Origin of the sequence: Acidaminococcus hominis (genome assembly GCF_022484025.1) — a bacterium.
GTDB classification, from domain to species: domain Bacteria; phylum Bacillota; class Negativicutes; order Acidaminococcales; family Acidaminococcaceae; genus Acidaminococcus; species Acidaminococcus hominis.
The window spans coordinates 2,170,148-2,197,028 of the sequence record NZ_JAKVMG010000001.1 but is presented as its reverse complement, the minus strand read 5'-3'; the positions used below and the strand labels follow the sequence as shown (position 1 = coordinate 2,197,028).

21 protein-coding genes are annotated in these 26,881 nt (G+C 56.2%); 9 read left to right on the top strand and 12 right to left on the bottom strand.

From position 1 onward, the window contains the following. Positions 1-192 precede the first annotated feature (192 nt). The 5 genes from LKE88_RS09865 to LKE88_RS09845 all read left to right on the top strand — a co-directional run bounded on the left by LKE88_RS09865 (position 193) and on the right by LKE88_RS09845 (position 4,260). Positions 193-867 (top strand): response regulator transcription factor, encoded by a 675-nt coding sequence (locus tag LKE88_RS09865; protein ID WP_105326730.1) that lies wholly within the window; start codon positions 193-195, stop codon positions 865-867. Then, positions 851-2,239: a sensor histidine kinase gene (locus tag LKE88_RS09860; protein WP_231085757.1), complete on the top strand. Its 1,389-nt coding sequence runs from the start codon at positions 851-853 to the stop codon at positions 2,237-2,239. Before LKE88_RS09865 ends, LKE88_RS09860 begins: the two co-directional genes overlap by 17 nt. Positions 2,240-2,339: 100 nt before the next feature. Continuing rightward, on the top strand, positions 2,340-3,152 hold the full coding sequence (locus LKE88_RS09855; protein ID WP_146109053.1) for a hypothetical protein: 813 nt from the start codon (positions 2,340-2,342) through the stop codon (positions 3,150-3,152). Between the two features lie 91 nt (positions 3,153-3,243). Then, positions 3,244-3,726 carry a hypothetical protein gene (locus tag LKE88_RS09850; RefSeq protein ID WP_118286649.1) on the top strand — a complete coding sequence of 161 codons (483 nt, stop codon included), beginning with the start codon at positions 3,244-3,246 and terminating at the stop codon, positions 3,724-3,726. 144 nt (positions 3,727-3,870) lie between these two features. Further along, on the top strand, positions 3,871-4,260 hold the full coding sequence (locus LKE88_RS09845; RefSeq protein WP_105326727.1) for a hypothetical protein: 390 nt from the start codon (positions 3,871-3,873) through the stop codon (positions 4,258-4,260). A 65-nt stretch (positions 4,261-4,325) separates the two neighbouring features. On the opposite strand, the gene LKE88_RS09840 is transcribed toward LKE88_RS09845, so the two are convergent. From LKE88_RS09840 to LKE88_RS09830, 3 genes are all read right to left on the bottom strand, one after another. Beyond that, positions 4,326-5,186 (bottom strand): DUF6282 family protein, encoded by an 861-nt coding sequence (locus LKE88_RS09840; RefSeq protein ID WP_105326726.1) that lies wholly within the window; start codon positions 5,184-5,186, stop codon positions 4,326-4,328. A gap of 114 nt (positions 5,187-5,300) precedes the next feature. After that, positions 5,301-6,239, bottom strand: a complete 939-nt coding sequence (locus LKE88_RS09835) for a LysR family transcriptional regulator (RefSeq protein WP_105326725.1) — start codon at positions 6,237-6,239, stop codon at positions 5,301-5,303. A 49-nt stretch (positions 6,240-6,288) separates the two neighbouring features. Continuing rightward, complete coding sequence (locus tag LKE88_RS09830; protein ID WP_105326724.1) at positions 6,289-7,686, bottom strand: MmgE/PrpD family protein; 1,398 nt, start codon at positions 7,684-7,686, stop codon at positions 6,289-6,291. 266 nt (positions 7,687-7,952) lie between these two features. On the opposite strand from LKE88_RS09830, the gene LKE88_RS09825 reads away from it, so the two are divergent. Beyond that, the gene (locus LKE88_RS09825; protein ID WP_160101855.1) at positions 7,953-9,233 is read left to right on the top strand and encodes an SLC13 family permease; all 1,281 of its coding nucleotides are present in this window, start codon (positions 7,953-7,955) and stop codon (positions 9,231-9,233) included. A 124-nt stretch (positions 9,234-9,357) separates the two neighbouring features. Here LKE88_RS09825 and LKE88_RS09820 read toward each other — a convergent pair whose 3' ends face one another. Beyond that, positions 9,358-11,643 (bottom strand): hydratase, encoded by a 2,286-nt coding sequence (locus LKE88_RS09820; RefSeq protein ID WP_105326722.1) that lies wholly within the window; start codon positions 11,641-11,643, stop codon positions 9,358-9,360. Positions 11,644-11,806: 163 nt separating this feature from the next. On the opposite strand from LKE88_RS09820, the gene LKE88_RS09815 reads away from it, so the two are divergent. Continuing rightward, positions 11,807-12,682: a LysR family transcriptional regulator gene (locus LKE88_RS09815; protein ID WP_276803485.1), complete on the top strand. Its 876-nt coding sequence runs from the start codon at positions 11,807-11,809 to the stop codon at positions 12,680-12,682. A gap of 87 nt (positions 12,683-12,769) precedes the next feature. On the opposite strand, the gene LKE88_RS09810 is transcribed toward LKE88_RS09815, so the two are convergent. Continuing rightward, positions 12,770-14,083, bottom strand: coding sequence for an SLC13 family permease (locus LKE88_RS09810; RefSeq protein ID WP_105326720.1), 1,314 nt, complete (start codon positions 14,081-14,083; stop codon positions 12,770-12,772). Between the two features lie 64 nt (positions 14,084-14,147). Beyond that, positions 14,148-15,038 (bottom strand): DUF6282 family protein, encoded by an 891-nt coding sequence (locus tag LKE88_RS09805; RefSeq protein WP_105326719.1) that lies wholly within the window; start codon positions 15,036-15,038, stop codon positions 14,148-14,150. 212 nt (positions 15,039-15,250) lie between these two features. Between LKE88_RS09805 and LKE88_RS09800 the strand changes: the two genes are divergently transcribed. After that, positions 15,251-16,186: a LysR family transcriptional regulator gene (locus LKE88_RS09800; protein WP_105326718.1), complete on the top strand. Its 936-nt coding sequence runs from the start codon at positions 15,251-15,253 to the stop codon at positions 16,184-16,186. Positions 16,187-16,282: 96 nt separating this feature from the next. Here the strand turns inward: LKE88_RS09800 and LKE88_RS09795 are convergent, their stop codons facing one another. The 3 genes from LKE88_RS09795 to LKE88_RS09785 are packed head-to-tail and all read right to left on the bottom strand — an operon-like array spanning position 16,283 to position 21,166. After that, positions 16,283-17,695: an MmgE/PrpD family protein gene (locus tag LKE88_RS09795; protein WP_105326717.1), complete on the bottom strand. Its 1,413-nt coding sequence runs from the start codon at positions 17,693-17,695 to the stop codon at positions 16,283-16,285. A gap of 8 nt (positions 17,696-17,703) precedes the next feature. Further along, complete coding sequence (locus tag LKE88_RS09790) at positions 17,704-20,004, bottom strand: hydratase (RefSeq protein ID WP_105326716.1); 2,301 nt, start codon at positions 20,002-20,004, stop codon at positions 17,704-17,706. A gap of 37 nt (positions 20,005-20,041) precedes the next feature. After that, a complete protein-coding gene (locus LKE88_RS09785) occupies positions 20,042-21,166 on the bottom strand; it encodes a 2-methylaconitate cis-trans isomerase PrpF family protein (protein WP_105326715.1) in 1,125 nt (374 codons plus the stop codon). 138 nt (positions 21,167-21,304) lie between these two features. Here LKE88_RS09785 and LKE88_RS09780 point away from each other — a divergent pair, with 138 nt between their 5' ends. Beyond that, positions 21,305-22,162 carry a LysR family transcriptional regulator gene (locus LKE88_RS09780; protein ID WP_105326714.1) on the top strand — a complete coding sequence of 286 codons (858 nt, stop codon included), beginning with the start codon at positions 21,305-21,307 and terminating at the stop codon, positions 22,160-22,162. A gap of 366 nt (positions 22,163-22,528) precedes the next feature. Here LKE88_RS09780 and LKE88_RS09775 read toward each other — a convergent pair whose 3' ends face one another. From LKE88_RS09775 to LKE88_RS09765, 3 genes are read right to left on the bottom strand one after another with little or no spacing between them, the layout of a single operon-like run. Continuing rightward, complete coding sequence (locus tag LKE88_RS09775; protein ID WP_105326713.1) at positions 22,529-23,788, bottom strand: SLC13 family permease; 1,260 nt, start codon at positions 23,786-23,788, stop codon at positions 22,529-22,531. A 12-nt stretch (positions 23,789-23,800) separates the two neighbouring features. Then, positions 23,801-24,865 carry a lactonase family protein gene (locus LKE88_RS09770; protein ID WP_105326712.1) on the bottom strand — a complete coding sequence of 355 codons (1,065 nt, stop codon included), beginning with the start codon at positions 24,863-24,865 and terminating at the stop codon, positions 23,801-23,803. 18 nt (positions 24,866-24,883) lie between these two features. Then, positions 24,884-26,833: an aconitate hydratase gene (locus LKE88_RS09765; RefSeq protein ID WP_276803478.1), complete on the bottom strand. Its 1,950-nt coding sequence runs from the start codon at positions 26,831-26,833 to the stop codon at positions 24,884-24,886. Positions 26,834-26,881: the final 48 nt, after the last annotated feature.

The following is a 26,881-nucleotide window of genomic DNA, read 5'->3' as shown; positions in this document are numbered from 1 at the left end:
TTTATATTTTTTTCAGCAGGTCGTTTTTTTGTTTCCCTATTTCTGCTGCAAAGCCAGTTAATATCAGGCTTTACGGGATTTTTTAAGATTTTTTGGCATATTAGTCTTTGCTAACCTTAAAGTTTTCATTTTCGCTTCACATTCTGGCAGTATCCTGTACAATAAGGAAAGAAGTATCCGGAGGTGGAAAGCATGAAAATACTCATTGTGGAAGACGAACCTTCCCTGAACAAAATAATCGCCAAACGGCTGAAAATCGAAGCCTACTCCGTAGACTCCGCCTTTAACGGCAAGGAGGCCCTGGCCTACCTGGACGCCGCCGACTATGACCTTTTGATTGTGGACATCATGATGCCGGAAATGGACGGGCTGACCCTGGTCAAAACCCTGCGCAGCCGGGGCAGTCAGGTGCCGGTGCTGTTTCTTACCGCCCGGGACAGTCTCCAGGACAAGGTGTCCGGGCTGGACTGCGGCGGGGACGACTACCTGGTAAAACCCTTCGAGTTTGAAGAACTGCTGGCCCGGATCCGTTCCCTGCTGCGCCGGAGCAACCCCCAGCAGACCGCCAGCCCCCAGCTGGTTTTGGCGGATCTGGTACTGGACACCCGGACCCACCAGGTCACCCGGGGCGGCACCGAAATCAGCCTGACCCCCAAGGAATTTGCCATTTTGGACTACCTGCTGCGGAACCAGGGCACAGTCCTGTCCCGGGAGCAGATTCTGGAGCACGCCTGGGATTTTTCCTACGAAGGGGCCTCCAATATGGTGGACGTGTACATCAAAACCCTGCGGAAGAAAATCGACAAGGATTTTGAGCCCAAGCTGCTCCACACCGTGAGAGGTACCGGCTATGTCCTTAAAGAATAGGCTTTCCTTACTTTGGCATAAACTGGTGCATTTTTTCACCAAGCTCCCGGTTTCCATCCGGGTAACCCTGTGGTACACCCTATTTCTGGCACTGGTGCTGGCCGTCTTTACCGGGGCCGTGCTGGAAATGGCCGAGGACCACGAGCGCCGGGACGCCGGCAAGGACCTGATCAAGGCCGTGGATAAGGCCTCCCAGGACCCGGAGCATTTCCGGCCCTACGACAAGAATGTCTATCTGTCCCTCCGGGACCCCCAGGGAAAGCTGCTCTCCGGCATGGAACCGGAAGGGATGCCCGCCCTGCCGCCCCGTTTCAACCGGGGGCCCCAGAAAATCGTGATTGACGGCCAAAGCTACCACTACGTGGATCAGCCCATCCGCCCTGCCCTCCGGCAGCCGGGAACCGTCCTCTCCCCACAGCCCCTGCCCTGGATCCGGGGCATTCTTCCCGATGAAATCTACGCCCGGCGCTACCAGGTAATCCTGCTTACGGCGCTCATCAGCCTGCCCCTGTTTCTCCTTCTCATTGCCCTGGGCGGCTACCGGATTATCCGGCACAGCTTTGCCCCCGTCCAGGCCATCAGTGAAGCAGCCCGGGCCATTGGGGAAACCGGGGACCTGTCCCAGCGGATTCCCCTGGGGGACGGCAAGGACGAAATCCACCAGATGGGCCATACCTTCAACTGGATGCTGGCCCAACTGGAAGAACAGCTGGAACGGGAAAAGCATTTTACTTCCGATGTCTCCCATGAGCTGCGCACCCCCACGGCCGTCATCATGGCTGAAAGTGAATACGGCAAGGACTATACGGAAACCGTGGCCGAGGCCAAGGAAGAATTTCAGCATATCTTTCAGCAGTCCCGGCGCATGAGCCGCCTGATCAACCAGCTGCTGGAGCTGTCCCGGCTGGACAGCCGGAAAGACCTGGTACTGGGACCGGTCAAGCTGTCCCAGCTGGTCACGGAAACCCTGGAAGATTACCAGAAGCTGCCGGCCGCCCAGAACTTCGCCTGGAAGCTCCAGGTAAAACCGGACCTTACCGTTACCGGAAACGACCAGCTGCTTGCCCGGATTCTGGGCAACTACCTGGATAACGCCCTGAAATTTGCCAAGCATACCATCCAGGTTTCCCTGTGCCAGGAAAAGGGCCGGGTGGTGCTGGCCGTTTCTGATGACGGGCCGGGCATTCCCCCCGAAGACCTGCCCCGGATCTGGAACCGGCTCTACCAGGCAGATCCCTCCCGGAACAAGAAGCAGAACCTGGGACTGGGCCTGGGGCTGTCCTTTGTGGCAGCTGCCGCCAAACTGCAAAAGGCCCAGGCCGGCGTCACCAGTACCCTGGGAAAGGGCAGTACGTTTACCCTGAAATTCTAAAAAAATATTGGCATTCATTTCCCTTTCATGTTCCGGCCCTACACTGTAGCCAATACAACAAAGGCAGACCCCTTGAGGAACTGCCCAAAGGGAGGAATCCATGATGGACACCAATAAAACTGAACAACAAGCAAAAGAAGTACTGCAAAAAACCGCTTCCTGGGGCAGAAAAACCTTTACTGCCCGCCGGCTGAAAAAAGGTGCCGGCTGCGTCCTGGCCCTGGCCGTGCTGTGCGGGGCAGGCAAAATCGCTGCCCATAAGGCACGGGCCAACGCCCGGCTCCAGGAAGGGGAAGCCCGGACCACCCTATTGCAAAGCCTGGCCGCCCAAAAGAATATCACCTTGGTCAGCACGGATCAGGTAAAAGAAGCCGTTGCCAACACCCTGGGGACGGATCCTTCTTCCGTTACCTTCCGAAGCGTCCAGCTGGAAGACAAGCTGCCCAACCCGGACGGCCGCTTCCAAAAAGACAAGAAGCAAGCCAAGGACAGTAAGCACGACAAACGGGACCAGAAGGAAAAGCAGCAGGGAGAAAAATTCCAGCGGGGACCCCAGGAAGGCCAGCCCTTCGCCGGGAAAGCACCCCAAGGCCCCAAAGCCCCGGAAAAAGCGCCGGGCACCCAACCCCAGGCACCGGTGCCGAATACTGAGCAGCAGCAGCTTCCTGAAAGCACAGACGCCCAAGCCCAAAACCAGACGGCTTCCCCTGCCGCAAAGGCTCCTGCAGCCCCTCAGCCGGGCATGCCCAGCGGCGTAAGACCCCAAGGGACCTTCAAAGGAATGCCCCTGTTCTACCTGGCGGACTGCGAAAAGGATGGCATGGATTACCACTTCATCGTCAACGCCCAAAACGGCCAGGTAATCCGGGCTCAGGTCCACAAGACCAACCCGCTGCTGGACCTGCTGCACTAACGCAAAAAACACAAAGTTGTCAAGCTCCATTCATGTTCTTTTCATAATCCGCAGGTAGAATAGGGCCAGAAAAACAAGGGAGGTCATTTTTATGACACAAGTAAAAGCAAGTGAAAAATCCTATACAGAAACGGCCCTGCTCAGCCGAATGGAGAGCAGCAGCTGGAAAGAAATAAAGAAAAGTGCCGGTCGGTTCTTGGTAGCGGCTGCCCTGGTCTGCGGCTTCAGCAGTGCCGCTGCTGGCAATGTGGCCCACGCCGCTGCCCCGGAAGCAGGAAACCGCTCCCAGTACATTCTGGTGAGAGGAGAAAATGGCCTCCAGTCCCAGGCTTCCCTGAAAGACCAAAAGAACAAGCCTGAACAAAGAGAAGACAAGACCTCCCAAAAAGACCGGAAAGAAAACACCAAAGAGCAGCAAAAGGAACAAAAGCAAGAAAAGAAGCAGCTGAAAAAAGACCAAAAGCAGCAAAAGAAATTTACCAAGGAACAAAAACAGCAGCAAAAAGAGCAGAAACAGCGCCCGGAACTCCAAAACCGCCAGACTCCCGCTCCTGAAGGAACGTATCGGAAATAAAATACAAAAAAGGAAGTGCCCCGGCACTTCCTTTTTTGCGTCTTCCCCACTTTGCCCATTTGCTTATTTTCTGCCCAGGATTTTCATAGTTCTTTCATGTTTCTGCCCTATACTAAGACCATCAAGAAAAGGGAGGTCCTTCTCATGACTTTGCAAAAACAGATCCTGCAAAAAAACGCTGTAGGTACGGCCGCTCTGGCCTGCCCCAGCCCCTATAAAACAGCCTGGCAGCGGCTGAAAAAACAGCTGACCGTGCCCCTGCTGGCCGCCCTTCTGGTCTGCGGCTACAATCTCCTGCTAGGCACCCCCAAGGCCCAGGCCGCAGAGCACAAAGAGCCCCTCAGCCAGATTGTGGTGGTGCTGGGGGATTCCCACCCGGCACCCCTGTCCCACTGGGATGACCAGAAGGATCATCCGGAATGGAGAAACCGGAAGCCGCCCAAAAGAGCACCCCAAAGAGCCCACAACAGAGCGCACCAGCCGGCCCCCCAGAGCCAGCATCGGAACGACTTCCCGCCCCAGGGCAACAACTAAATAGCGTACAGCACCTCTCAAAAAGGCCGCAGCCAGATACCCTGGCTGCGGCCTTTTCCGTTCATTCATTCAATTCCCAGCATTTCCTCCGGCACCTGGGTCACCATGGTCCGGATGGCAGCTTGGGAAATCCCCTCATCCAGCAGACTTTGGATAAATTGGAGCATCCCCTCCACCGGGGTTTCCCGGCCGTTCTGCCCCCGGTCCGTGGTCAAAAAGCAGTGCTCCGGCCCTATGAGCCGGATATGTTCCGCCATTTCCGCCGGAGTGCATTCCCCTTCTGCCACATTGTACCAGCATTTCTCAATGTAGACCCCGCTTTGGGCCAGTTCGGCCTGGTCCTGGGGCCGGATCCGGGTATGGGCCCATTCCGGGTGGGTCAGGACCATTCTTACCCCTTCTTTTCTGCCTTCTCGGCACAGGAGCAGGGCTTCTTCCGGGCTGATATGGCCGGTGACCAAAAGCGCCCCCTTAACCTTCACCACCTGGAAAATGGCACGAACTTCCTGCCGCAGATTCCCGTCAGGATCCGTAATCCGGATGCCCGGCCGGGGCAGTACGTCCCCGGGCAGATTGCGCAGGGGGAAATTGGCCGCATCCACCGTGGGCATAAAGATGATGCGTGCCCCCAGGGCCAGAGCCGTTTGCACCGCCAGGGGATTGAGGCCCCCCAGGGACCAGTTCAGCACCGCCGCCCCGTAGGCCTTTACCTTTGCCAGGGGCAGGTACCGGTTCAGCAGCCAGGCCCGGCTGCCCGTAGGCTCTCCGTGGTTCTTCAACAAGATGCCGGCCATTTCCGCCCGGTCCGCTTCCTTGAACACCTGGATATCGTCCAGTTGCCGATCCAAAGCGGAGGGCAGGGAATGAATATGGAGGTCATACCCGCCCTTTAGCAGCCCGTAGGCGGCCAGTGAAATGGATTCCATAACGCTTCCCCCTCTATTTTTGCAAAATGCCTATCTATCTGTACGATAGCCTCCAAAAACAAGTTTGTCAACAAAAAACACCGGCCTTGGCAGCCGGTGTTTTTTTGCGTTATTTTAGGCCAGATAGCTGGGGAAGGTGCACCCCTCCTGGCAGATCAGCTTGTACAGTTCCCGGGAAGGCCGGGTCAAATGCCCCAGCTCCCCGTTGTAGATGACCGCCCATTCCCAATAGGGCTCATATTTTTCTTCAATTTGGTAATAGTTGATGTTATCCCCGGTCACGTAGCTTTTGGTGTAGATGGAAGGCACCAGGGAAATCCCCATGCCCCCTGCCACCAGCCGGATGACCGTTTCGATGTTCTGCGACTCCATAAAAATCTTCACGTCTTTGGCAAAGGGCTTCAGAATCCGGTCCGCCGCCACCCGGGTTTTCTTGAAGGGCTTGGTCAGGATAAATTCCTGGTCCAGGACGTCCTCCAGGTGGATATAGGGCATCTTTTCCCCTTCCTGGTAATAGGCAAACCGGTTGGCCGGGCTGCTTTTAGGCAGGGCCAGGAACAACGGTCCCCGGTAGAACACCTTATAGCTGAGATTCTCATTGCGCAGAGGCAGGCAGACAATGGCCAAATCCAAAGCCCCCATCAGCACCTGTTCCTCCAGCAGCACGCTATTTTCTTCCACAATGTCGATTTTGATATTGGGATATCGCTCGCTGAAGGATTTCAGCAGATTGGGCAGCAGCAGGGCGCCAATCCGTTCCGCAGAGCCCAGTTTCAGCAGGCCCTTCTGCATCTGGTTCAGTTCGCAGAATTCCACCCGGGTATCCTCGTACAGCTTGAGAATCTGGTAGGCCTTGGTCACCAGGTATTTTCCCGCTTCCGTAGGAATCAGCCCATTGCTGCTCCGGGTAAACAGGACCTCCCCCAGTTCTGCTTCCACCTTGGCCAGGCTTTTGCTCAGGGCCGGCTGGGTGATAAACAATTTTTGGGCCGCTTTGGCCATACTGCCTTCTTCGGCAATGGTCACAATTTTCGTCAAGTCGTTTTCCGTCATGGTGTATCCCTGCTTTCTGACCGCCCCTTCAGAATCCCCGCAAGCGGTCCTACTCTTTAGTATATACCAGGGAGGGAAGCTTGCTCAAGGTTTCCAACTGCAAAAGGTCTCCCATAAGCTGTTCCAGCCACGGGCCCTGGTATTTTTGGCAGCAGGCCCGGACTTTGTCCTGAAGCTGGGCATCGGTGAGAGGAGAACCTACGCTGCCGGAAGCATCCTTCACCACGGTTTCCACTTGTGTTCCGTTTTGCAGGGTGATGGTGACCTTGCAGCCCCAATGCTCCGGGTACCGGGCGGTAAATTCCGGGTCTTCCGCCACGGTTACTTTCCGCAGCAAAGCCTGCACCTGGGGCCGAAGAATCTGGTCCGGGGCAAAATCCTGAAGCTCTACACGGCCCTGAAGCAGGGCACAGGCTGCCACATAGGGCGTGGAAAATTTGGCCTGGGTGGGCAGCTGGGGCACCTTACAGGTATCCGTCAGGCCGCACTGCTTCAGCCCTACCAGATAGGTTCCCACCTGAATGGAGACCACGTCTTCTGCCTGGAGCTGGTACTGCCGGCGCAAGTTCAGCACCCCATCAATAACGCAGTGGGTACTCCGGCAGCAGGGGTAGGGCTTCTTGTCCACCTGGAGAATTTCGTATACCTTGCCCAGATCCTTGTCCACCAGGGAATAGTCATAGGCGTCACTCATCATGGGGAAAATGCCCCCATCCTTGGCATCCAGGATATGGGCGGAGCCGCGCATCCCGCCCAGTACCAAAAGGCAGGCCTCCAAGCCGCTGGCTGCTGCTCGGGCCGGATGCAGTACCTTATTGGTGGCCCCGTCCGACAAGAATGCCCAGGTGCCGCAGGATTGGGTGCCTGCCAGGCCCAGGGCTGCCAGGACCTGCTCCGGGGTAAAGTCCAACAGTTTGGCACAGGCCGCAGCTGCCCCAAAGGTGCCCGCCGTGCTGGTTACATGCCAACCCTTGTTCCGGTGGCTGGAAACCCCAAAGCCCATGCCAATCCGGCTCATCACCTCGTAGCCGCAGATTACTGCCTCCAGCAGTTTATCCCCGGACTTGTGAAGCACTTCTGCCAGGCCCCAGGCCGCAGGCACTACCACTGTGCCAATATGGGTTTTGGAACGGATATGCACATCATCCAGTTCCAGGGTATGCCCCTGCATGGCGTTAAAGAATACGGCGGTGCGCAGGTTGGTCCGTTCCGGGCTGCCCCAAATGGATGCCAGCTGGGCGCTGCTGCCTTCCTGCACCAAGGCCTGTTGGTTGTCCGCCTGCAAATACACCTTTTTGATCTGTTGGAACATGGGGTTATCAGAAGCCCCCATGGCCAGCCCCACCACATCTAAAATACACTTTTTGGCACTTGCTTTTACATTCTCATCTGCTTTTTCTAGAGAGAAAGCTGCTACAAATTCAGAAACTCTTTTTAACTCATCCATTTTTTTACCTCCGACGGCTGAATTGGAATTGAGTTTATTATATTTTCAGAGTTTTGATTTGCCCAATGATAAATAGTTCTTGTATCAATAACCAAAAATTCATTAACCAAAAGGTTATTTCTCCAACAACTTAATACCATTGGTTTTTTCAGAATATTTGATGTACTGTATGGGCATAGTGAAATACATTATTGCAGTCGGCTTCCCCGGATTCTGGTGCGCACCCCCAGGAAGTTTCTGCCACGGAGGAGAACATTATGTTTGGTTTGAGCGTTGCAACATTGGTTATTGGCATTATCCTGATTGCCTTTATCCTATTTATGACGGAATTGATTCCCCTGGCCGCCACGGCCATAAGCGTTGCCGTCGGCTTCTATCTCATTGGCGCCATTGACGCCAACACCGCCCTGAAATCCTTTTCCAGTCCCACCACCATGATCATTGCGTCCATGGCCGTTATTGGGGAAGCCGTGTTTAAAACCGGCGGGGCAGAAAAAATCGGTCATATACTCACCCGCTTTTCCAAAAGCGAACGGCAGTTGGTTTTCGCCACGGTTCTGCTTTCCGGCATTATGAGCGGCTTTTTGTCCAATACCGGTGCTGCCGCCCTGCTGATTGCCCTGATTTTAGGCGTCAGCAATTCCACCGGCATGAAGCGTTCCAAATTGATTTACCCGGTTATCGTAGGCTGCTGCTTTGGCGGTGGCATCACCATCGTAGGCACCACCTCCGGTCCCTTCCTGAAAGAAACCCTGGAAGGCCTGGGCATTGGCCAAACCATGGGCTTCTTCGAATTTGCCCCTCTGTCCCTGCTGCTCTTAGTGATTTCCGCTTTCTATATGGCCACCATTGGCTATAACCTGCTGCCGGACGAACCCCAAAACCAGGACGATGATTATTCTGCTGCCTCCCTGACGGTAGATTATTCCAAGGTTCCCGCCTGGAAACGGATTCTCGCCCTGGCCGTGATGGTAGGCGCTTTCCTGGGCATGATTTTCTCTGATGAAGTAGGTATTCCCCTGCACTTTATCGGCCTGATTGGGGCCATTCTGGTGGTGGCCTTCCGCTGCATCAGCATGAAGGAGGCCTCCCGTTCCGTACCCATCAGCGGCATCATCATTTACGCCGCCATGGTGCCTGTGGCCGCTGCCATGAAGAATTCCGGCGCCGCCCAGATGATTGCCGACGGTACCCTGAATTTCCTGGGCAGCATCAGCAGCCCCATGATCATCCTGTTCTGCATTTTCCTGATCATTACCCCCATTACCAACTTTATGTCCAACGCAGCCACCATTATCCTGTTCACCCCCATCGCCCTGGTTATTGCCAGCACCCTGGGAATTGGCCCCAAAGCCATGCTGGTGGCCGTCCGGTTCGCTGCTTCCATTGCCATTGCCACCCCTGTAGCCATGCCCGCCAACTCCATGGCCGTAGAACCCGGGGGCTACCGGTTCATCGATTTCGTAAAGCCGGGCCTGCCCCTGACCTTTATCAGTGTCATTGTTTCCCTGGTGTATGTGGCCCTGTTCTATCCCCTGTCCTACTAAAACTCCCTGCAAAAAAGCCTGGCCAAAGGTTTCTGCCTTTGGCCAGGCTTTTTTTATGCGCCCTAACAAGAAGGTAAAAAATTACCGAACACCCGACGGTGTTCGGTAATTTTTTGCTGCTATATTATTTTCTTTGCTGTGCGTAGTAGTTGATCAGGCAGCCGGCTGCCAGGATCTGCTTCTGGGCCGGTTCCACGTCCCCCAGGTGCAGGGAAAGGGGCACCGCCTTGCCGTCCTGGAACACGTAGGCGGTATAGGCGTCTGTATCGCCCAGCAGGGTTTCCCGGACCTTGGGCAGGTAGATCCAGGCTCCCAGGGCCAATTTGGTCTTCTCCTCCGGGTCCATAAGGAAGGGCAGCATCCCCCAGTTCATCACATTGCTCCGGTAGCGCTTGGTAGCGTATTCCAGGGCCAGGTTGGCAGCGCCCCCCAGCACCCGCTGGCAGGAAGCCGCCTGTTCCCGGGCAGAGCCGTCCCCGGGCTTGTTGGCGTAGATGACGCTGCCCAGGGAAGTATCCTTGGCCAGTGCTTCCACACTTTCTGTCAGCTTCAAGGTTTCCTTTAAGGCTGCATACACCGCCGTCAGTTCCGGGGTCAGCTGGCCTGCTTGTCTTGCCTTTTCCAGGGCCTGGACGGCTTTGGCCCGGCCCACATATTCCGGAGCTTTTTGGCTCAGGGCAAATTCCGCCAGGGCATAGGGGTCCGACCGGTGGGAAGACGTTTCGCCGCCGGAGGGAATCAAATCGTCCGTAGAGGTTACCGGGTCATCCAGGTAGGCAGCCACCTGCACCAGCAGGTTCTGGTTCAGGGGCTGGATGGACGGCCAGGGCTTAATGGCCGGGCCATAAACCAGGGAAACCTCCGGCTGGCCCTTTTGGTAGCAGTCCACCACCTTATGGTCATAGGGCAGGGAATCAAAATGGTAGGCCGGCACCTGGTCATCGTACTCCACTTCCGTAGCCGGGGTCAGGGCGCCGCCCTGGGCAGCGGTGGCCGCAATGCTCCGGGCGTCCATGAGGGCCACCGAAGCCAATTGGCCGCTGCCGGGCTTGGAGCCTTCCCGGGTGGGGAAGTTCCGGGTGGTGTGCCGGATACTGAAGCCGTGGTTGTTGGGGGTATCGCAGGCCCCAAAGCAGGGTCCGCAGAAGGCGGAGCGGACAATGGTCCCTGCGTCCATCAAATCCAGCAGGGCTCCCTTGCGCATCAGGTCCACGTAAATAGGCTGGCTGGAGGGATAGACGGAGAAGGTAAACCGTTCCGGTCCAATATTTTTGCCCTTGAGAATCCGGGCAGCCGCCATAATATTCTCATACAGGCCGCCGGAGCAGCCGGCAATCACCCCGGTATCGCAGTGCATTTTCCCGTCGTAGTACTGGTCCGCCAGGTGCAGGGACAAATCCTTCCGTTCCAGGCTCTTTAAGGCTTCCTGCTCAATTTCCTGGAGCAGTTCCCGGCCTCCGGCGTTTAATTCCTTGAGGGTATAGACATGGCTGGGATGGAAGGGCATGGCGATCATGGACTCCACCTGGCCCAGGTCTACCACAACGGCCCCATCGTAATAGGCCATATCCCCAGGGTTCATTTCCTTATAGGCTTCCGGCCGCTGATGCTCCGTCAGGTACTGGCGCACCACCCCATCCGTACACCAGATGGTGCTCAGGCAGGTGGTTTCCGTGGTCATTACGTCGATGCCATTGCGAAAATCCATGGAAAGCCCGGTAATCCCCGGTCCCACAAATTCCAGTACCTTGTTTTTCACAAAGCCTTTTTTGTAAACGGCTTTTTCAATGGCAAGGGCCACGTCCTGGGGACCGATGCCGTGCCGGGGTGCTCCCTTTAGGTACACGGCCACCACCTGGGGCAGCGGGATATCGTAGGTGTGGCCCAGGAGCTGCTTTACCAGTTCCGGACCCCCTTCCCCTACGCCCATGGTGCCAAAGGCTCCGTAGCGGGTGTGGCTGTCAGAGCCCAAAATCATCCGGCCGCCGCCCGTCATGCGCTCCCGCATATATTGGTGGATGACCGCCATATGGGGCGGCACGTAGATGCCCCCAAACTTTTTGGCAGCGGACAGGCCAAAGACATGGTCGTCCTCGTTGACCGTGCCCCCTACGGCCGCCAGAGTATTATGACAATTTGTCATCACATAAGGCAGGGGAAAATGGTCCAGGCCGCTGGCTACCGCCGTTTGGACAATGCCCATGTACCCAATGTCCGGAGAAGTCAGGGAATCAAAATGGATATGGAGCCCCCCGTCCTGCCCGTCACTATGCTGGGTCAGTACCTGATAGGCCAGGGTCTTTTTCCGCCCTTCTGCAGCCTGGGGCTTCCACCCCCGGGCGGCTGCTTCCCCTTCCTGCCAAAGCTTGCCTTCATGCCAATATACGCCTTCCGAAATCAACTGTACCACTTGCTTCACGCTCCTTTGTGGGACTTGCATTTTATACTGCTTTTATGATACCCTGTTTATAATCATAGAACAAATATATCTTTCTTTCCGCTTCCCATCACATATATTTATTTCTATTTGTACTTTTCTTGCCGTTTGTCCTTTCGCCAAAGGAGATGTTCCTATGAACAGCAGTGATATCGATCTGTTCAAGACACTGTATGAAGAAAAGAATATTACCCATACCGCCAAGCGCCTGTTTATTTCCCAGCCGGCCCTGAGCCACCGGCTGCGCAACCTGGAAAAGGAATTTGACTGCACCCTGGTGCTCCGCCAGCCCCGGGGCATTACCTTCACCCCGGAAGGCGAGCGGCTCTACGCCTACTGCCTCCAGCAGGAAAAGGACTACCAGGCCATCCGGGCGGAGCTTTCCTCCTTCCAGTCCCGGCCGGCAGGCTCCATATCCATCGCCTGCTCCAACGTATTCAGCAAATACCATATGCCCAAGCTGCTGAGCCAGTTCAAGGCCGTCTATCCCCAGGTGGAAATTCACCTGCGCAGCGGCTTCAGCCAGCACCTGTACCGGGATTTTCGGGAAGGGAAATTCCAACTGTGCATCGTCCGGGGGGACCGGAACTGGGAAGAAGAAAAACGCTTTTTGTGGCAGGACCCCATCTGTGCCTTCAGCAAGGGACCCCTGGACCTGACAAAGCTGCCCAGTTTCCCCTACATCCACTACACCACGGACCCAGCCATGCAGGACCTTTTGGACGACTGGTGGTACGCCCATTTTTCCCAGCCCCCGATGACCACCATCGAGACCGATGCCATGAATACCAGCCTGAAAATGGTCCAGCAGGGCCTGGGCTTTACCTTCCTGACCCAAAGCTGCGGCCAGGATACTCCGGGCCTCCAGGCCCAAATTCTCACCGATTCCAAGGGCAATCCCCTGATCCGGGAAACCTGGCTGTACTACCGGAAGGACTACACCAAACTCTCCGGGCTGAAAGCCTTTATCGATTTTATTACCCAGGCCTATCCCCTGGCGGAAGACAAGTAAGCCCCCAAACAAAATAGACACAAAAAACGGTATTTCTGCATCCAACAGAAATACCGTTTTTTTATGGAATTACAGGAAAATCGATTCTTACAGCATCAGGGCTACCACAAAGTTGTAGGCAGCGCAGACTACAATGCTGACGGGCACGGCCACCAGCAGCAGCCGGCTGAACAGGGTATTCCGCTCTTCTTCCTTAGGAGCAGAACCCAGAATCAGGGAACCGCCGGAGGAAAAGGGGCTGATGGCACTGGACTGGGCCCCCAGCACCGTGCAGGCAAACAGCACCGGTGCGGAAATGCTGGCCGTATCGGCCAGTTCCGGAATCAGCGGGAACAGGGCCGGGGTAACCACGCCCGTGGTGGAGCTGAAGAAGCTCATGATGGCGGCAATGATGGAGAAGGCAATGGGAATCAGCGGTTTTGGTACATTGCTGCCCACCCAGGTGCTAAGCATCTTGATGGTACCTGCGTGTACGGCAACGGCAATGAGCATGCCTGCCCCGGCAATCATGATGATAGTATTCCAGGGAATCTTGGCAATGGCTTCCTTCTGGGGAGCCAGGCCCATCAGGAGACCGATGACGGCAAAGATAATGGCCACCAGACCTACGTCAACCAGGTTGGCAAAGTATTTGATGGTAGGATCCGTGGGCAGGAAAATCTTCAGCAGCGGGAAAATCAGTACCACCACCATCATGACCACCATTAAGGTCAGGGTGGATTTCTGTTTGCCGGTAAAGGGTTCCGGCTTCTTAAATGTCACACCTTGGCCGATATTCCGGTTGGCTTTCAGGCCATAGCGGAACAGGGCAATCAAGATAATGGAAAAGACCACGGAGAACAGGAAAATCTGCATTTCCAGGTTGAAGGAATCCGGACCCACCAGGCCCGGGCTGTTTTCATAAGCCGTATCCGCCAGGCCCCGGAAGATAACCCCCAGGTTGGAGGTAGGAAAGTCCCCGCCGCACAGGGCGCCGCAGTTGATGGCCACAGCCCCGGTCAGCTTGTCCATCCGGGATTCATCGCAGATGACCAGCGTAATGGGTGCCAGGAAAGCCAGTACCGTGAAATAGGTGGCGCCCATCACGGACAGGATAACGGCTACGGCAAACAGGGCAAACGGCAGCATTCCCGGGAACTTCCGGCAGGCATACAGCAGGGACCCAGACATTTTTTCCAGGGTTCCATTAATGGCAGCAATGTTATAAAACAGGGATACGGACAGAATTACGAACATGGTGCTGATGGGCCAGAAGGCGATGACGTTTTTCGGCTTCAGCCCCATAACCAGACAGCCAATGATATAGGCAAAGACAATACAAAAGAGACCGGTGTTCAGCTGGGTTTTGTACCCCAGGTAAATGGCCACAGCAATGGATAAGATAATAAAAGCACTCAGCATGATGATTTTTCTCCTTTTCAGCTAGTCTGCTTCAGAAGCCCCCGCTCCCTGAAGCTTGGGAAAATCAATCTTGGGCGGCTCCCACCGGTTCGTCGGTGATGCCCAGCAGGCGGTAAGGGATGGTCTTGGTCATGTAGTAGATCTGTTCTTCAGGAATCCCGTATTCCACAAGGTAGTGCATATACTCGTAGATTTCGGTTTCCCAATCCGGGTTTTCCACCTGACCCCCGTCCGTATCCACCATCACGTGCTGATAGCCAACGGTTTGGATCAGTTCCGCATTTTCTTTCAGGTTCAAATGGTACTTTTTACCCTTGCCCATATTTTGGGCGTAGCACCGTTCCAAAATCACATCGTAATCCTTGACCAAACGGATCTGGTCTTCCAGGCTGTAGTCGCAGACCCACCATTCCGGATGGGTGATGACGATTTTCTCCACCCCGGCCTTCCGGGCAGCTTCCACCACCACAAAGGCTTCTTCCGGGGATACATGGGCCGTGGCCAGCACCGCCTTGTAGTCCCGGACCAGGCCAAACACCGTTTCCAGTTCCGGAATCACCTTGCCGTCCCGGACCAGCTCAATGCCCAAAGCAGGGTCCTGCCCCAGCTTTTCCATATGGCGCTTGGCGGACTGGGTGGGCAGCCAAATCACCTTGGCCCCCAGTTTCAGGCCTTTTTCCACGGCTTCCGGGTTTACCCCGCCGATGATCTTGTTCATGACCACCCCGCCGTACATGGTAAAGCCCGTGTTCTTGCCGTACACCTTTTCTACATAGGCGTTGGCAATGGCCGCCCGGTTTACCGTAAAGCCCAGATGGGATTTGATCACAATGGCTCTGGCCCCCACCCGTACGGCGGCGTCCGCCAACTGCAAATCGTTGTAGGCCCGCAGCCGCAGATCCGGATTGGTGTGGACGTGCATGTCACAAATGCCCTGTAAGGATACTCTGCTCATTTCTGTCTCCCCTTTTCTAAAATTCTGAATTACCGAATTTCTCGTTCTTTGTTCATAATAGTATGAAAACGATTGGGAAAGAATGCAAAAATTTGATATACTTGATATCGGAAAAACCGATGGATTAACTAAAAATAAGAGGCCTATACAATTGACGCAGGGCTCTCTCGCCAAAACATCCTCGGAAAATAGTAGTATAGAAAGGAAGCACCATGGAAATACGAGATTTGGAATATTTTATTGCCATTGCAGAAGAAAAAAGCATCTCCAAGGCCGCCGGCCGGCTGTACATGGCCCAGTCCAGCCTGTCCCAGTTTCTCAGCTCCTATGAGGCCAACCTGGGCTACCCCCTGTTCATTCGTACCGCCAGCGGGGTACGGCTTACGGAAGCCGGGAAATTGCTGCTGGACTTTGCCTACCAGTCGGCCGCAGCCTACCACCGGGTCCAGGACCAAATGCAGGATATTGCCAACCTAAAGGGCGGCCACGTGATCCTGGGCATCAGTTCCTTCCGGGGGTCCTACCTGCTGCCCCCGGTACTGAAGGTATTCCGGAGCAAATACCCGGACATCCACGTGCGCATCGAGGAGCAGAACTCCCTGGCCCTGGAGCAGATGCTGCTCACCGGGGAGATTGACGTGGCACTGCTGGCCATGCCGGAAAAGCACAGCCGGATTAAGGCCCAATTCCTTATGGAAGACGAAATCTGCCTGATTGCCCACCCTCAGCATCCCCTGGTCCAGCTGGCCAAAACCGGCCAAAGCGCCGGCCGGAAATCCCCTATTCCCCGCTATATCGATATCCATGATGCGGCCCAGTTTGAGTTCCTGCTCAGCAGCTACGACACCATTTTGGGCCGGGAAGCCCGGCGGATTTTCCAGAACACCAAGCTTACGCCAAGAACCTACAACGAAAACCTGTCCGCCATGTTTGCTGCCTCCCTGGCAGCCTCTGGACAGGGACTGGCTTTTACCTATTACAGCTCCCGGCACTATTTCCAGCCGGCTGTTTTCCTGTCCCTGGGGCAGGACGGCTTTACCATGGAGCTGGCCACCGCCATGTCCCCGGACCGGTACCATTCCCGGGCAGCCTTGGCCCTGAATCAGGTCATCCAGGACGTTCTGGGCAGCCCGGCTTCCCCAACCTAAAACTAACACAAAAAACAGCGAACCGTTCTCCTGCGGTTCGCTGTTTTTTGTGGTTTGTTGTTGGTTGTTGGTTTTGTATAAAAAAGGAGGATTACGCTAAATTCTGGGCAGCTGCTGGGCCTGGGCCAGGTCCAGCAGGCTTTGGGCCAGGGCCCGGGTCCCGTGGGGATACTTGTGGGCCAGCAGGCTTTCTGCCTTGTCCAGGGCAGCCTGGGGCGAAAGGGGCCGGCGGTAGGAACCGGTAGGGTCCTCCACCCAGGCTGTCACTTCCTGGCCATTTTTCAGCCGCAGGGTGGTCCGGCAGCTCCAGTGGTCCGGATAGGCGGCGGTAAGCTCCGGATCCTCCGTGACGGTAATCCGGGGCAGCAGGGCCTGAAGCCGGGGATCCTGCACCGCCTCCGGGGTAAAGCTGCTGCCATCCACCCGGCAGTACAAAAGGCTATGGGCAAGGGCATAGGGCAGGGAAAACTTGGCTTCGCCCGGGGTCTTGGGGTGAAGGCAGCCTGCACTGACGGCGCACTGCTGGTAGCCAATTTTGTAGGTGGCCGCCGTGAGGGACTCCGTCCGTTCCAAAACGGCCTGGGCTTCTGCGTCCCGGCCCTGTTCCCGGCCGGTGAGCAGGCATTGACGGAGCTGCAGGGCCCCGTCAATGCCCCCGTGGGCAGACCGGCAGCAGGGATAGGGCTTCATGTCCATACGCAGGATTTCCCAGGTCTCGCCCAAGCCGGCGCAAACCTTTTCCACCTGGCCGCCGTCACTCATGGCGCCCAAAAGGCCCCCGTCCTGGGCTTCCAGGATGTGGACAGGCCCTGTCAGACCGTATTTGGCCAGGTAGGCGCTGCGCAGGCCGCAGGCCGCTGCATGGGCTGGATTCAGCACCTTGGAATTGGTGCCGTCCCCCAAAAAGGCCCAAACCCCGGTGCTTTGGGACCCGGCCAGTCCCAGGGCGCTGGCCGTCTGTTCCGGGGTCAGCCGGAGCAGCTGGGCACAGGCCGCTGCTGCCCCAAAAATCCCGCAGGTAGCCGTCGCGTGCCAGCCCCGTTTCCGGTGGGCTGCCACCCCAAAAGCCATGCCAATGCGGAAGGCCGTTTCGTAGCCCGCCACCACCGCCGTCAGCAGCTGGGGCCCGGTCACCTGCAAAAATTGCCCCAGGCTCCAGGCTGCGGGAATCAGGCAGGCGGACGCATGATTTTTGGAAGCCGGATGCACGTCATCCAGTTCCAGGGTATGGGCCAGCATGGCGTTCAAAAAGGCTGCATTTTCGGGACTCCACTGGCTCCCCGGTTCTCCAAACAGGGCAGCCCCCCGCTGGGGCACCTCCGGATTCAGCTCCCGGAGGGCCTTCTTCATCTGTTCCACCAGCGGATCCCCAGAAGCGCCCACACTGACGCTGACCAGATCCAGCACCCGAAAGGCTGCCGCTTCCTGAACCTCTGGAGGTAAAGTTTCCCAAGAAAGGCCGGCCGTAAAAGCGGCCAGCCTTCCTAAAGGTGCTTGCGCATATTGCATATTCTGCCTCACTTTCCGGCAGCTTCTTCTTTGAATACGTTAATCATGGAGCCTGCCAAAAGGGTCTTCCGTTCCCCGGCGGTCAGGTCCTTCAGGTCCAGGTGCAGGGGGCGGATGCTGCCGTCCTGGGCAATCACCGTTGCGTCAAGGGCATTTCCCCCTTCGGCCACTACTTTCCGGATGCCCGGCAGCCAGATCACGTCACCGGGGGTCAGGTTGATTTCCTGGTCCGGATTGGTAAAGGGCAGCATACCCCAGTTCACGCAGTTGCTGCGGTACCGTTTGGTAGCATATTCGATGCAGATATTGGCCAGGCCTCCCAGGACTTTCTGGCAGGAGGCTGCATATTCTCTGGCAGAACCGTCCCCAGGCCGTTTGGCGTAGAGCACGCTGCCAATGCCAGTGGTCTTCAGCAGGCTGTCCAGCTCCTGTTCCACCGGTACGCCCACTTTTTCCAGTACGGCGTAGAATTTTGCCGCAGTGGCCTTATCTCCCGAGAGGCGTGCCTTTTCGTACTGCTGTACGGCCTTGGCCTTGCCCACATAGCTGGGATCCTTCCGCAGCAGGGTGAACTCGGAGATTTTATAGGGATTGGACCGGTAGGAAGCCGTTTCCCCAGAGGGAATCAGTTCGTCCGTGGTGGTCACTTCGTCCCGGATCACCGAGGCCACTTCCAGGAGCAGGTTATCCGTCAGGGCTTCCATCTTAGGCCAATCCTTGATGGAGGGTCCGTAGATGATTTCCGTTTCCGGCTGGGCCTTGCCAAAGCCGTTGTACACCACATGGTCGTAGATGGCCTTGTTGAAGTGGAATTCCGGCAGGGTACCCGTAGTAAAGGCGTCTTTCATTTCTTCAGCAGAGGTCAATTGCCCACCGTTAAAGACCGTAGCAGCAATGGACTTGGAATCCATCAGGGCAGCAGAAGCCACCTGCCCCATGTTCGGCTTGGAGCCTTCCCGGTTGGGGAAGTTCCGGGTAGAATGCCGCAGCACAAAGGCGTTGTTTTCCGGGCAGTCGGAAGCCCCAAAGCAGGGCCCGCAGAAAGCGGTTTTCAGGCGCACGCCGTAGGTCATTAGGTCGTTGGCAATACCCGTCCGGTTCAGTTCCGTCAAAATGGGCTGGGAAGCCGGGTAGATGTTCAGGGGGAACATGCCCAGGCCCTTTTGGGTATAGCGGGCTACCTGGTCCACCGCAAAGATATTTTCAAAGGAACCTGCGGCGCAGCCGGCAATGGCTGCCTGGTCCACCAGGATCCGGCCGTTCTTTTGGATTTTGCCCACCATATCGGGGTGGATATCCGGGGTATTTTCAAAGACGGACTTGGCGTTTTCTTCCACCATTTTCATGTATTTTTCCGGCTGGGCAATGACTTCCTTCAAGGGGAAGGCATTGGAAGGATGGTAGGGAATGGCAATCATGGGTTCCACCGTGGACAGGTCCAGGTAAATGAAGCTGTCGTACAGGGCCTTGTCCTGGGGTGCCAGTTTCTTGTAGTCCTGCTCCCGGTCATGGACCTTGAAATCTTCCCGGACCACGTCATCGGTTTCCCAGACGGAGGTCAGGCAGGCAGATTCCGTGGTCATGGTATCGATGCCGTTCCGGAAGTCCATGGACAGGGAAGCCACCCCGGGGCCCACAAATTCCAGCACCTTATTTTTTACAAAGCCGTTTTTGAACACGGCCCCAATCAGGGTCAGGGCTACGTCCATGGGGCCAACCCAGGCCTTGGGCGCCCCGTCCAGGTACACCCCTACCACTTTGGGGTAGCGCAGTTCGTAGGGTCTATTCAGCATGGCTTTGGCAATTTCCGGGCCCCCTTCCCCAATGGACAGGGAACCCTGGGTGCCGTAACGGGTATGGGAGTCGGACACAATGGCCATGCTGCCGCCTTTCACAATCATTTCCCGCATATACTGGTGGATTACGGCTTCATGGGGCGGTACGAAAATACCGCCATATTTTTTGCAGATGGATTCGGCGTATTTGTGCACGTCCGAGTTGATGGTGCCGCCAACGGCGCACAGGCAGTTGTGGCAGTTGGTGAAAACGGTGGGCACCGGAAATTTTTTCAAGCCGGAAGCACAGGCGGTCTGCATAATGCCCACATAGGTGTTGTCGTAAACGCCGATGGCGTCAAAATGCAGGCGGAGGTTTTCCTCACTGCCGCTGGTGTTGTGGGCACTGATAATCTGATGTGTAATGGTATTTTTATGGGCCGCCTGGGCATCCCATTCCGGATGCTGGTCAGCCGGGACATAGCCCTTGCCCCCGTCCGTTACGTAATAGGCTTTATCAAAACATTGAATCATGATGTTCTCCTTTGGTTTTTCTCGTATTTTTCCAGCGTTAACGGATATAAACCCAGCCATCCATAATCCGGCGGGCCGTTCTCACTACGCCGCCCTGGAGGACCTTTTCTCCGTCCATTTTCATGTTTACTTCCGTAACCCCGCTGGAGTGCCCCAGCCGGATACAGGACCCTGCAAAATTTCCCAGGCAGTCCGCCACAATGGTGCCGGGAAGCTTGGCCGCAGCACCGGTAGCTACAGCCACCGTCATGGGATAGGCCTTGTGGAGCATACCCACGGAAATGGCCCGGACGCACAGGTCCATAGTTTCCTTGGGCACCAGCTGGCCGTCCATGTTCTTATAGTCCTGGGGCCTACTGATAATGGCTACCTTGGGGGCAGAAGTGGATTCGGTGCGGGCTTTCATATAGTCCGTAATAAAGCCCATACGTACTGCCGCCAGGCCCCGGATGCGCTCAATATGTTCCATAACGTCCTTGTTCTGGTTGAGCTCCGTCAGTTCCGTCCCTTTGATGCCCAGGTCCTCGGCCTTGATGAACACTACCGGGTTGGAGCAGTCAATCAGGGTAACTTCACAGAAACCGTAGCCAGGTACGTCCAGCCTTTCTTTTTTCTGCCCTGTAGGGAACAGTTTGCCGGTTTTGGCGCCGGCAGGATCTTCAAAAAACAGGTCCACCCGGGAACCGGTGCCCGGCACCCCTTGGATTACCGTATCCCCGTTGACGCAGGCATGGCCGTTTTGGACCCGGACATGTTCCTCGATGACCTTTTTCGTATTCTCGTTGTACACCCGGACCACAGTAATGGGTTCCACAGCCGGCACCAGGCCCTCATCAATGGCGTAGGGTCCTACTGCCGAGGAAATATTCCCGCAGTTGGCGGAATCGTCCACCCGGGGAATCACAATATCCACCTGGAAGAAGTGGTAATCCACGTCCACGCCCGGGCGCTGGGACTTAGCAATCACGGCCACCTTGGAAGTGGAGCTCACCGTGCCGCCCATTCCGTCAATCTGCTTCACATCCGGCGTACCCATCACCTTCAAAAAGATTTCCGGCCATTCCCGTTCCTCCTGGGGCAGATCTTCCTTATGAAAAAATACGGCCTTGCTGGTACCGCCCCGCATATATACGCAGGGAAACTTTCTTTGTTCTTGATTCATCGTTTATACCCCCCTGAAATCCAGTTCTTACGAGCACGTTTTCTACAATTCCCATTATAGGGGCTTTCTTCCATCATGAAAAATGATATAATTTCCTTAATTTATATTCTAAGTTGGAATGTTTAGGAGGCAGCTTCCATGGATGAACGAGATATCCGGATTTTTCAGCAGCTGATGGAAAGCAAGAACATCACCAAAACCGCCCAGGACCTGTACATGACCCAATCCGCCGTAACCAAACGGCTGCACAAGCTGGAGGAGGAACTGGGGGCGCCCCTCTTTATCCGCACGGTGAAGGGGCTGATTCCCACCGCCTCGGCCGACAGCATTGCCCAGGAAATGGATAAACTTTCCGCTTCCCTCCTGCGGATCAAAAGCCTGTCCCAGTTTGCCCAGGGCCATATTGCCGGGCACCTGAAGGTGGGGGTCTCCGTAAATTTTGCCCGGTACACCCTGCCGCCCCTGCTCAAGCAGTACATGACCTACTACCCGGACGTGCAGATTGCCGTCACCACCGGCCAAAGCCTGGAGCTGTTCCAAAAGCTGCAAGCCGGCCAATTGTCCCTGGCCGTGCTCCGGGGGACCTTTGCCTGGTCCGGGGCCAGCCGGCTGCTGACCCGGGAAAAGGTTTACGCCGTAACCAGCAGGGAAAATGAGGGCAGGGACTTCTCCCACCTGCCCTACATCCACCGGACCTCGGACAAGCCCTTTACCGCCCGGATCCAGCGCTGGAAAACGGAACAGCATATCCAGGAGGACGCCTATTCCATCCAGGTCAACGACATCTCCGCCTGCCTGGCCATGATTGCGGCGGGGATTGGCTGGTCCATCCTGCCGGAGATCTGCCTGTCCCGGGAAGACGGGCTCTGGAAAATGCCCCTCCAGTTTAACGACGGTACCCCCTTTACCCGGACCACCACCGTGTACTACCAGGAAGACTACGCCCTGCTCCCCCAGGTAAAGCTTTTCCTGGACCGGCTGGAGAGCCCTGCCTAAGTTTTAAAAACACAAAAAAAGGGGTGTGAAATAATGAAACTTCTATCGTCGCCTGCGGCGCCACTTCCTTCACGCTTGAAGGAAGCATTCCAGACCTCTACTGGTCAAGTGACACAAAAGGGGTAGTACTAGTATTTACATACCGTGACTTCATCTCAAAATCCGTTTAGCACACGACCAGTATAGGCCTAAGACTGGCCCATCCAAGCGTGGAGGGGCTGTCAGTCCGCAGGACTGACTGAGGAAGTTTTGAGGTTTGGATACGGCATAACGAACAAAAAAACGGTTTGCGAACTCTTTTGAGCTCGCAAGCCGTTTTTTCTTTCGGGGGTAAGTATTATTTCACAGCCCCTTTTTTCTTATAGGTTAGAAAATCAGGTTGTAGAAACCGATGCCGGATACCACCGTCAGCACCACCAGGATGCCCAGGGCCCAGAAGGTCAGTTCCATAAACAGCTTCATTTCTTCGTCCCGCTTGTCACTGCTGTCTTCCGCCATCAGGGTGGCCATAATCAGGCCGCCGGTGGTAGAAATGGGGCTGATGCCGGTAATGGTACCGCCAATAACCACCATGGAAGCCAGCTCCAGAGGGTTTACCCCAACGGTCTGGCCAATGCCCACCACCGTAGGCAAAAGGGTGGGGAACACCACGCCCAGGCCGGAGGAAAACAGGCTCATAATGCCCGCCGTTGCCGCCATCACAGCCGGGGCAATGTGGGGATTCATCAGCTGGGACAGGGCCTTGGTCAGGGTGGTAATGCCGCCGGTCAGGATAACGATGTTCATCAGGGCACTAACCCCGGAAACCATAATCAGCACGCCCCAGGGAATGGCCCGGAGGCACTGCTTTTCGTTGGCCACATGGCACACCAGCAGGAAACCGCTGATGGCAAAACAGGTAAGGCCCACATTGAACTTGAAGGCAATAACCAGCACCGCCATGACAATCAGGCCCAAAAGGGACAGCCACTGGCCGGGGGTAAAGCTTTCCTTCAGGGCAGCTTCCCCTTCTGCCGGCGGATTGGTCTTATAGCCCTTGTAGTACACAAAGGCGGCAATGGCCATAATCACGCCGGTAATGGTCTGGGCCGTATAGATGGGCTGTACAGCAGCCGCCGCATCCAGGCCCCCCGCAGTCAGAAAATCATAGGTCAGGATACCTTCCGGGGTAATGGGGGACATCCGGCCCCCAAAACAGCCGAAGCAGCCAATCATGGCCAGCATCAGCGGGTTGTACCCGTGCACCTTGGCAATGGGAATGGCAAAGGCCGGCATAATGGCCAGAATGGGAATGGACCCCGGGCCAATGGTGGTCAGGCCAAAGCCAATCAGGAAAATGGCAATGGGAATCAGGAAATTGTTCTTGCCGGCCAGGGCCACAATCTTCTTGGCCAGCAGCTCGATGGTGCCATTGTTGTTCAGGATGCTGAACAGCAGGGTAACCCCCATCAGGGTAATAAACAGATTAGGCTTAAAGCCGTTTAGGATCACGCTGTCCTTCAGGCCGGCAAAACGCCCCAAAAGCATGGCCAGGGTCAGAGAAACCAGGCCCACATTGACCTTCCGGAAAAAACCGATAACAATGGCCACTACCAGCAAAACCAGGGATAAGATACCTAAATCCATGCTGCATCCTCCTTACCGGGAACAGAAAATGACACAGGTGGGGCTTTCCGTGGGTACGGTAACCCCGGTATAGTCCAATAGTCCCGTATCCGGGTCGATGGCGAAGAATTTCAGCGTATCGCTGTCTTCATTGGCCACCACCAGCTGCCGGTTATCCGGGCTGAAGGTCATAAAGCGGGGCGTCAGGCCCTGACAAGACACAAAGCCCGTAGGGTGCAGATAGCCCGTAGCTTCATCCACCCGGTAGGAAGCCAGGCTTTCGTGGATCCGGTTGGAGGCGTACACAAAGGGGCCTTCCGGGTACACCAGCACAGCGCTGGCCTGGCCCTGGCCGGTATACGTATCCGGCAGAGTGGTTTTGATCTGCCGAGGCGTCAGGACGCCGGCTGCATCGTCAAAGTCGTAGAAGGTAACGGCGTTGCCCTTTTCGTTGACCAGATAGGCCCGCTTGTTGTCCTCAGTCAGGGCAATATGCCGGGGTTCTGCGTAGGTCCGGGCTTCCACCCAGCTGGCCCGGGACAGTTTTCCCGTAGCCTGGTCCACCTTCAGCACCCAAACCCGTTCGTAGCCCACTTTCCGGCCCTGGGTGGGCACCAAGAGGAAGTTCCCCGTATGGTCCAGAAGGCACTGGTGGGCGTGGGAAACGCCCCCTTCCACGCAGCCTTCCAGGTGTTCCACCCAAACCGGGTCACCCAGGGTACCGTCTTCCCGCCGGGGCAGGGAAGCCACGCAGCCGCCCTGGAGGGAGGCTACAAACAGGAACCGGTTGTCCAGGGAGGGCACCAGATGCACCGGGTTCTGGCCGATGCCGTGCAGGGTCTGGAGGAAGGTCAGATTGCCGTTTTCCTCAATGCGGAAAGCGCTGACTTCGTGAAAATCCCCGTGGACGGTGTACAGGAACTGTTCCGTCCGGTCAAAGGCCAGATAGGACGGGTTATCCATGGTTTTGGTAATATTTTTAAGCTTCCAGACTCCCCGTTCGTCAATGGTATAACAGGAGATGCCCTTACCCCGGGCATTTCTCTTTTCCGTAGTGCGGCAGCCAATATAGGCGTAAGTTACTTTTTTATTTTCCATGATTTCTTCCCCTTTAGCTTAGGCGTGGCCGTGGAGCTTGGCTTTGTAGAAGCGCAGTTTGCCGCCGGCCAGCAGGATTTCTACTTCCTGGTCGGACACTTCCAGACGAACCTGGAATTGGGTGCCATTGGTGATATTTTTTACGGTAATCAATTTCTGTTTCATCTGCTCCCGCAGGTTGTCGATATGGAAGGTGTCGTCCAGGTCAATGCCGTCGTAGGCCGCCGGGTCCACAAAGACCACCGGGGTAACCCCATGGTTGATCAGGTTCTGCTTATGGATCCGGGCAAAGCTCTTGGCAATCACCATTTTGACGCCCAGGTACATGGGGGTAATGGCGGCGTGTTCCCGGGAGGAACCTTGGCCGTAGTTTTCCCCGCCTACAATAAAGCTCTTGCCGTCTGCCTGGGCCCGTTTGGAAAAGTCAGGGTCGTAGCGGCAGAACGCATATTGGGCCATGGCCGGCATATTGGACCGCATGGAAGAAAATTGGGCGCTGGCCGGGGTAATATCGTCGGTGGACACATTGTCCCGGGCTTTCAGGCTGACCTTGGCTTCCAGGGTTTCTTCCGGCGGTTCGGCTACCGGCAGGGGTTTGATGTTGGGGCCCCGGACGATTTCCACCTTGCTGCCATCTTCCGGCGGCAGCAGGAACAGGTTGTCGTTGATGGGATAGCTGTCCGGTTCCTGAACCTGGGCCAGTACGGATACATCGTCCATCACGTCCTGGGGCAGGGCCAGTTCCCCTTTAATGGCCGTAGCTGCAGCCACTTCAGGGCTTACCAGGTACAGGCTGGCATCCGCCGTGCTGCTCCGGCCCTTGAAGTTCCGGTTGGAGGTCCGGACTGCAATGCCTTTGCTGGGGGGCGCAATGCCGATGCCGCAGCAGGGTCCGCAGGCCAGTTCCGTCAGCCGGCAGCCGGCATTGAGCAGCTCTGCCAGGACGCCGTCCTGCATCAGCCGCAGGTAGATCTGCCGGGAGCTGATGCCCAGCACCAGGCTCACCGTGGGGCAGATTTTGTGGTCCTTGAGTACCAGCGCCACTTTCTTGAAGTCGCTGTAGGAACCGTTGGTGCAGCTGCCGATGAACACCTGCTGTACCGGCACCTTGGGCACGTCCGCCACTTTCATCACATTGTCCGGCATATGGGGACAAGCCACCAGGGGTTCCAGGGTATCCAGGTCGATTTCCATTTCTTCATCGTAGGAACAGCCTTCATCCGGTTCCCAAGGGGTGTAATCCTGTTCCCGGCCCTGGGCCTTCAGGAAGCGGTGCACCTGTTCATCCGCCGGGAAGACGGAAGTGGTAGCACCCAGTTCGGCCCCCATATTGGTGATGGTCACCCGTTCCGGAATGGACAGGGTTTTGGCCCCTTCTCCTACGTATTCATAAATTTTGCCAACCCCGCCCTTCACGGTGCAGCGGCGCAGCATTTCCAGAATGATATCCTTGGCCGCAGAACCGGGTTGGAGATGACCCTTCAGGTTCACCTTGACGATTTTCGGCATTTTCAGCACGTAGGGGAAACCTGCCAGGGCTACAGCAATATCCATGCCCCCTACCCCAATGGCCAGCATACCCAGGGCGCCGCAGCTGGGCGTATGGCTGTCGCCTCCCAGGAGCATGGCTCCCGGCTTGCCAAAACGGCTGTATTGCAGGGTATGGCAGATGCCGTTGCCGGCCTTGGACAGCACCAGGCCGTAACGCTGGGCGATGGATTGCAGGTAGATATGGTCGTCCGGGGTCTTGTTGTCGATCTGCAGCAGATTGTGGTCAATGTAGCTGACGGACAGCTTGGTGCGGATCCGGTCCAGGTCCAGGGCCTCAAAGGCCAGGTAGGACATGACCGCATTGATATCGTGGGTCAGGGTCTGATCCACCGTCAGTTCGATTTCATTACCCGGCACCAGTTCCGCCGGTTTGGCCAGATGAACCTGCAATAATTTTTGCGTCAAATTTAAAGCCATGATACTCTCTCCTTTACCCCCATTGCGTTATGCAAACTATCACGCAAT

Excerpts from the sequence above, each read along its gene's own strand:
- LKE88_RS09865 (WP_105326730.1), top strand. The coding sequence starts at position 193 with ATGAAAATACTCATTGTGGAAGACGAACCTTCCCTGAACAAAATAATC.
- LKE88_RS09860 (WP_231085757.1), top strand. The coding sequence starts at position 851 with ATGTCCTTAAAGAATAGGCTTTCCTTACTTTGGCATAAACTGGTGCAT.
- LKE88_RS09855 (WP_146109053.1), top strand. The coding sequence starts at position 2,340 with ATGATGGACACCAATAAAACTGAACAACAAGCAAAAGAAGTACTGCAA.
- LKE88_RS09850 (WP_118286649.1), top strand. The coding sequence starts at position 3,244 with ATGACACAAGTAAAAGCAAGTGAAAAATCCTATACAGAAACGGCCCTG.
- LKE88_RS09845 (WP_105326727.1), top strand. The coding sequence starts at position 3,871 with ATGACTTTGCAAAAACAGATCCTGCAAAAAAACGCTGTAGGTACGGCC.
- LKE88_RS09840 (WP_105326726.1), bottom strand. The coding sequence starts at position 5,186 with ATGGAATCCATTTCACTGGCCGCCTACGGGCTGCTAAAGGGCGGGTAT.
- LKE88_RS09835 (WP_105326725.1), bottom strand. The coding sequence starts at position 6,239 with ATGACGGAAAACGACTTGACGAAAATTGTGACCATTGCCGAAGAAGGC.
- LKE88_RS09830 (WP_105326724.1), bottom strand. The coding sequence starts at position 7,686 with ATGGATGAGTTAAAAAGAGTTTCTGAATTTGTAGCAGCTTTCTCTCTA.
- LKE88_RS09815 (WP_276803485.1), top strand. The coding sequence starts at position 11,807 with ATGAACAGCAGTGATATCGATCTGTTCAAGACACTGTATGAAGAAAAG.
- LKE88_RS09810 (WP_105326720.1), bottom strand. The coding sequence starts at position 14,083 with ATGCTGAGTGCTTTTATTATCTTATCCATTGCTGTGGCCATTTACCTG.
- LKE88_RS09805 (WP_105326719.1), bottom strand. The coding sequence starts at position 15,038 with ATGAGCAGAGTATCCTTACAGGGCATTTGTGACATGCACGTCCACACC.
- LKE88_RS09800 (WP_105326718.1), top strand. The coding sequence starts at position 15,251 with ATGGAAATACGAGATTTGGAATATTTTATTGCCATTGCAGAAGAAAAA.
- LKE88_RS09795 (WP_105326717.1), bottom strand. The coding sequence starts at position 17,695 with ATGCAATATGCGCAAGCACCTTTAGGAAGGCTGGCCGCTTTTACGGCC.
- LKE88_RS09790 (WP_105326716.1), bottom strand. The coding sequence starts at position 20,004 with ATGATTCAATGTTTTGATAAAGCCTATTACGTAACGGACGGGGGCAAG.
- LKE88_RS09785 (WP_105326715.1), bottom strand. The coding sequence starts at position 21,166 with ATGAATCAAGAACAAAGAAAGTTTCCCTGCGTATATATGCGGGGCGGT.
- LKE88_RS09780 (WP_105326714.1), top strand. The coding sequence starts at position 21,305 with ATGGATGAACGAGATATCCGGATTTTTCAGCAGCTGATGGAAAGCAAG.
- LKE88_RS09775 (WP_105326713.1), bottom strand. The coding sequence starts at position 23,788 with ATGGATTTAGGTATCTTATCCCTGGTTTTGCTGGTAGTGGCCATTGTT.
- LKE88_RS09770 (WP_105326712.1), bottom strand. The coding sequence starts at position 24,865 with ATGGAAAATAAAAAAGTAACTTACGCCTATATTGGCTGCCGCACTACG.
- LKE88_RS09765 (WP_276803478.1), bottom strand. The coding sequence starts at position 26,833 with ATGGCTTTAAATTTGACGCAAAAATTATTGCAGGTTCATCTGGCCAAA.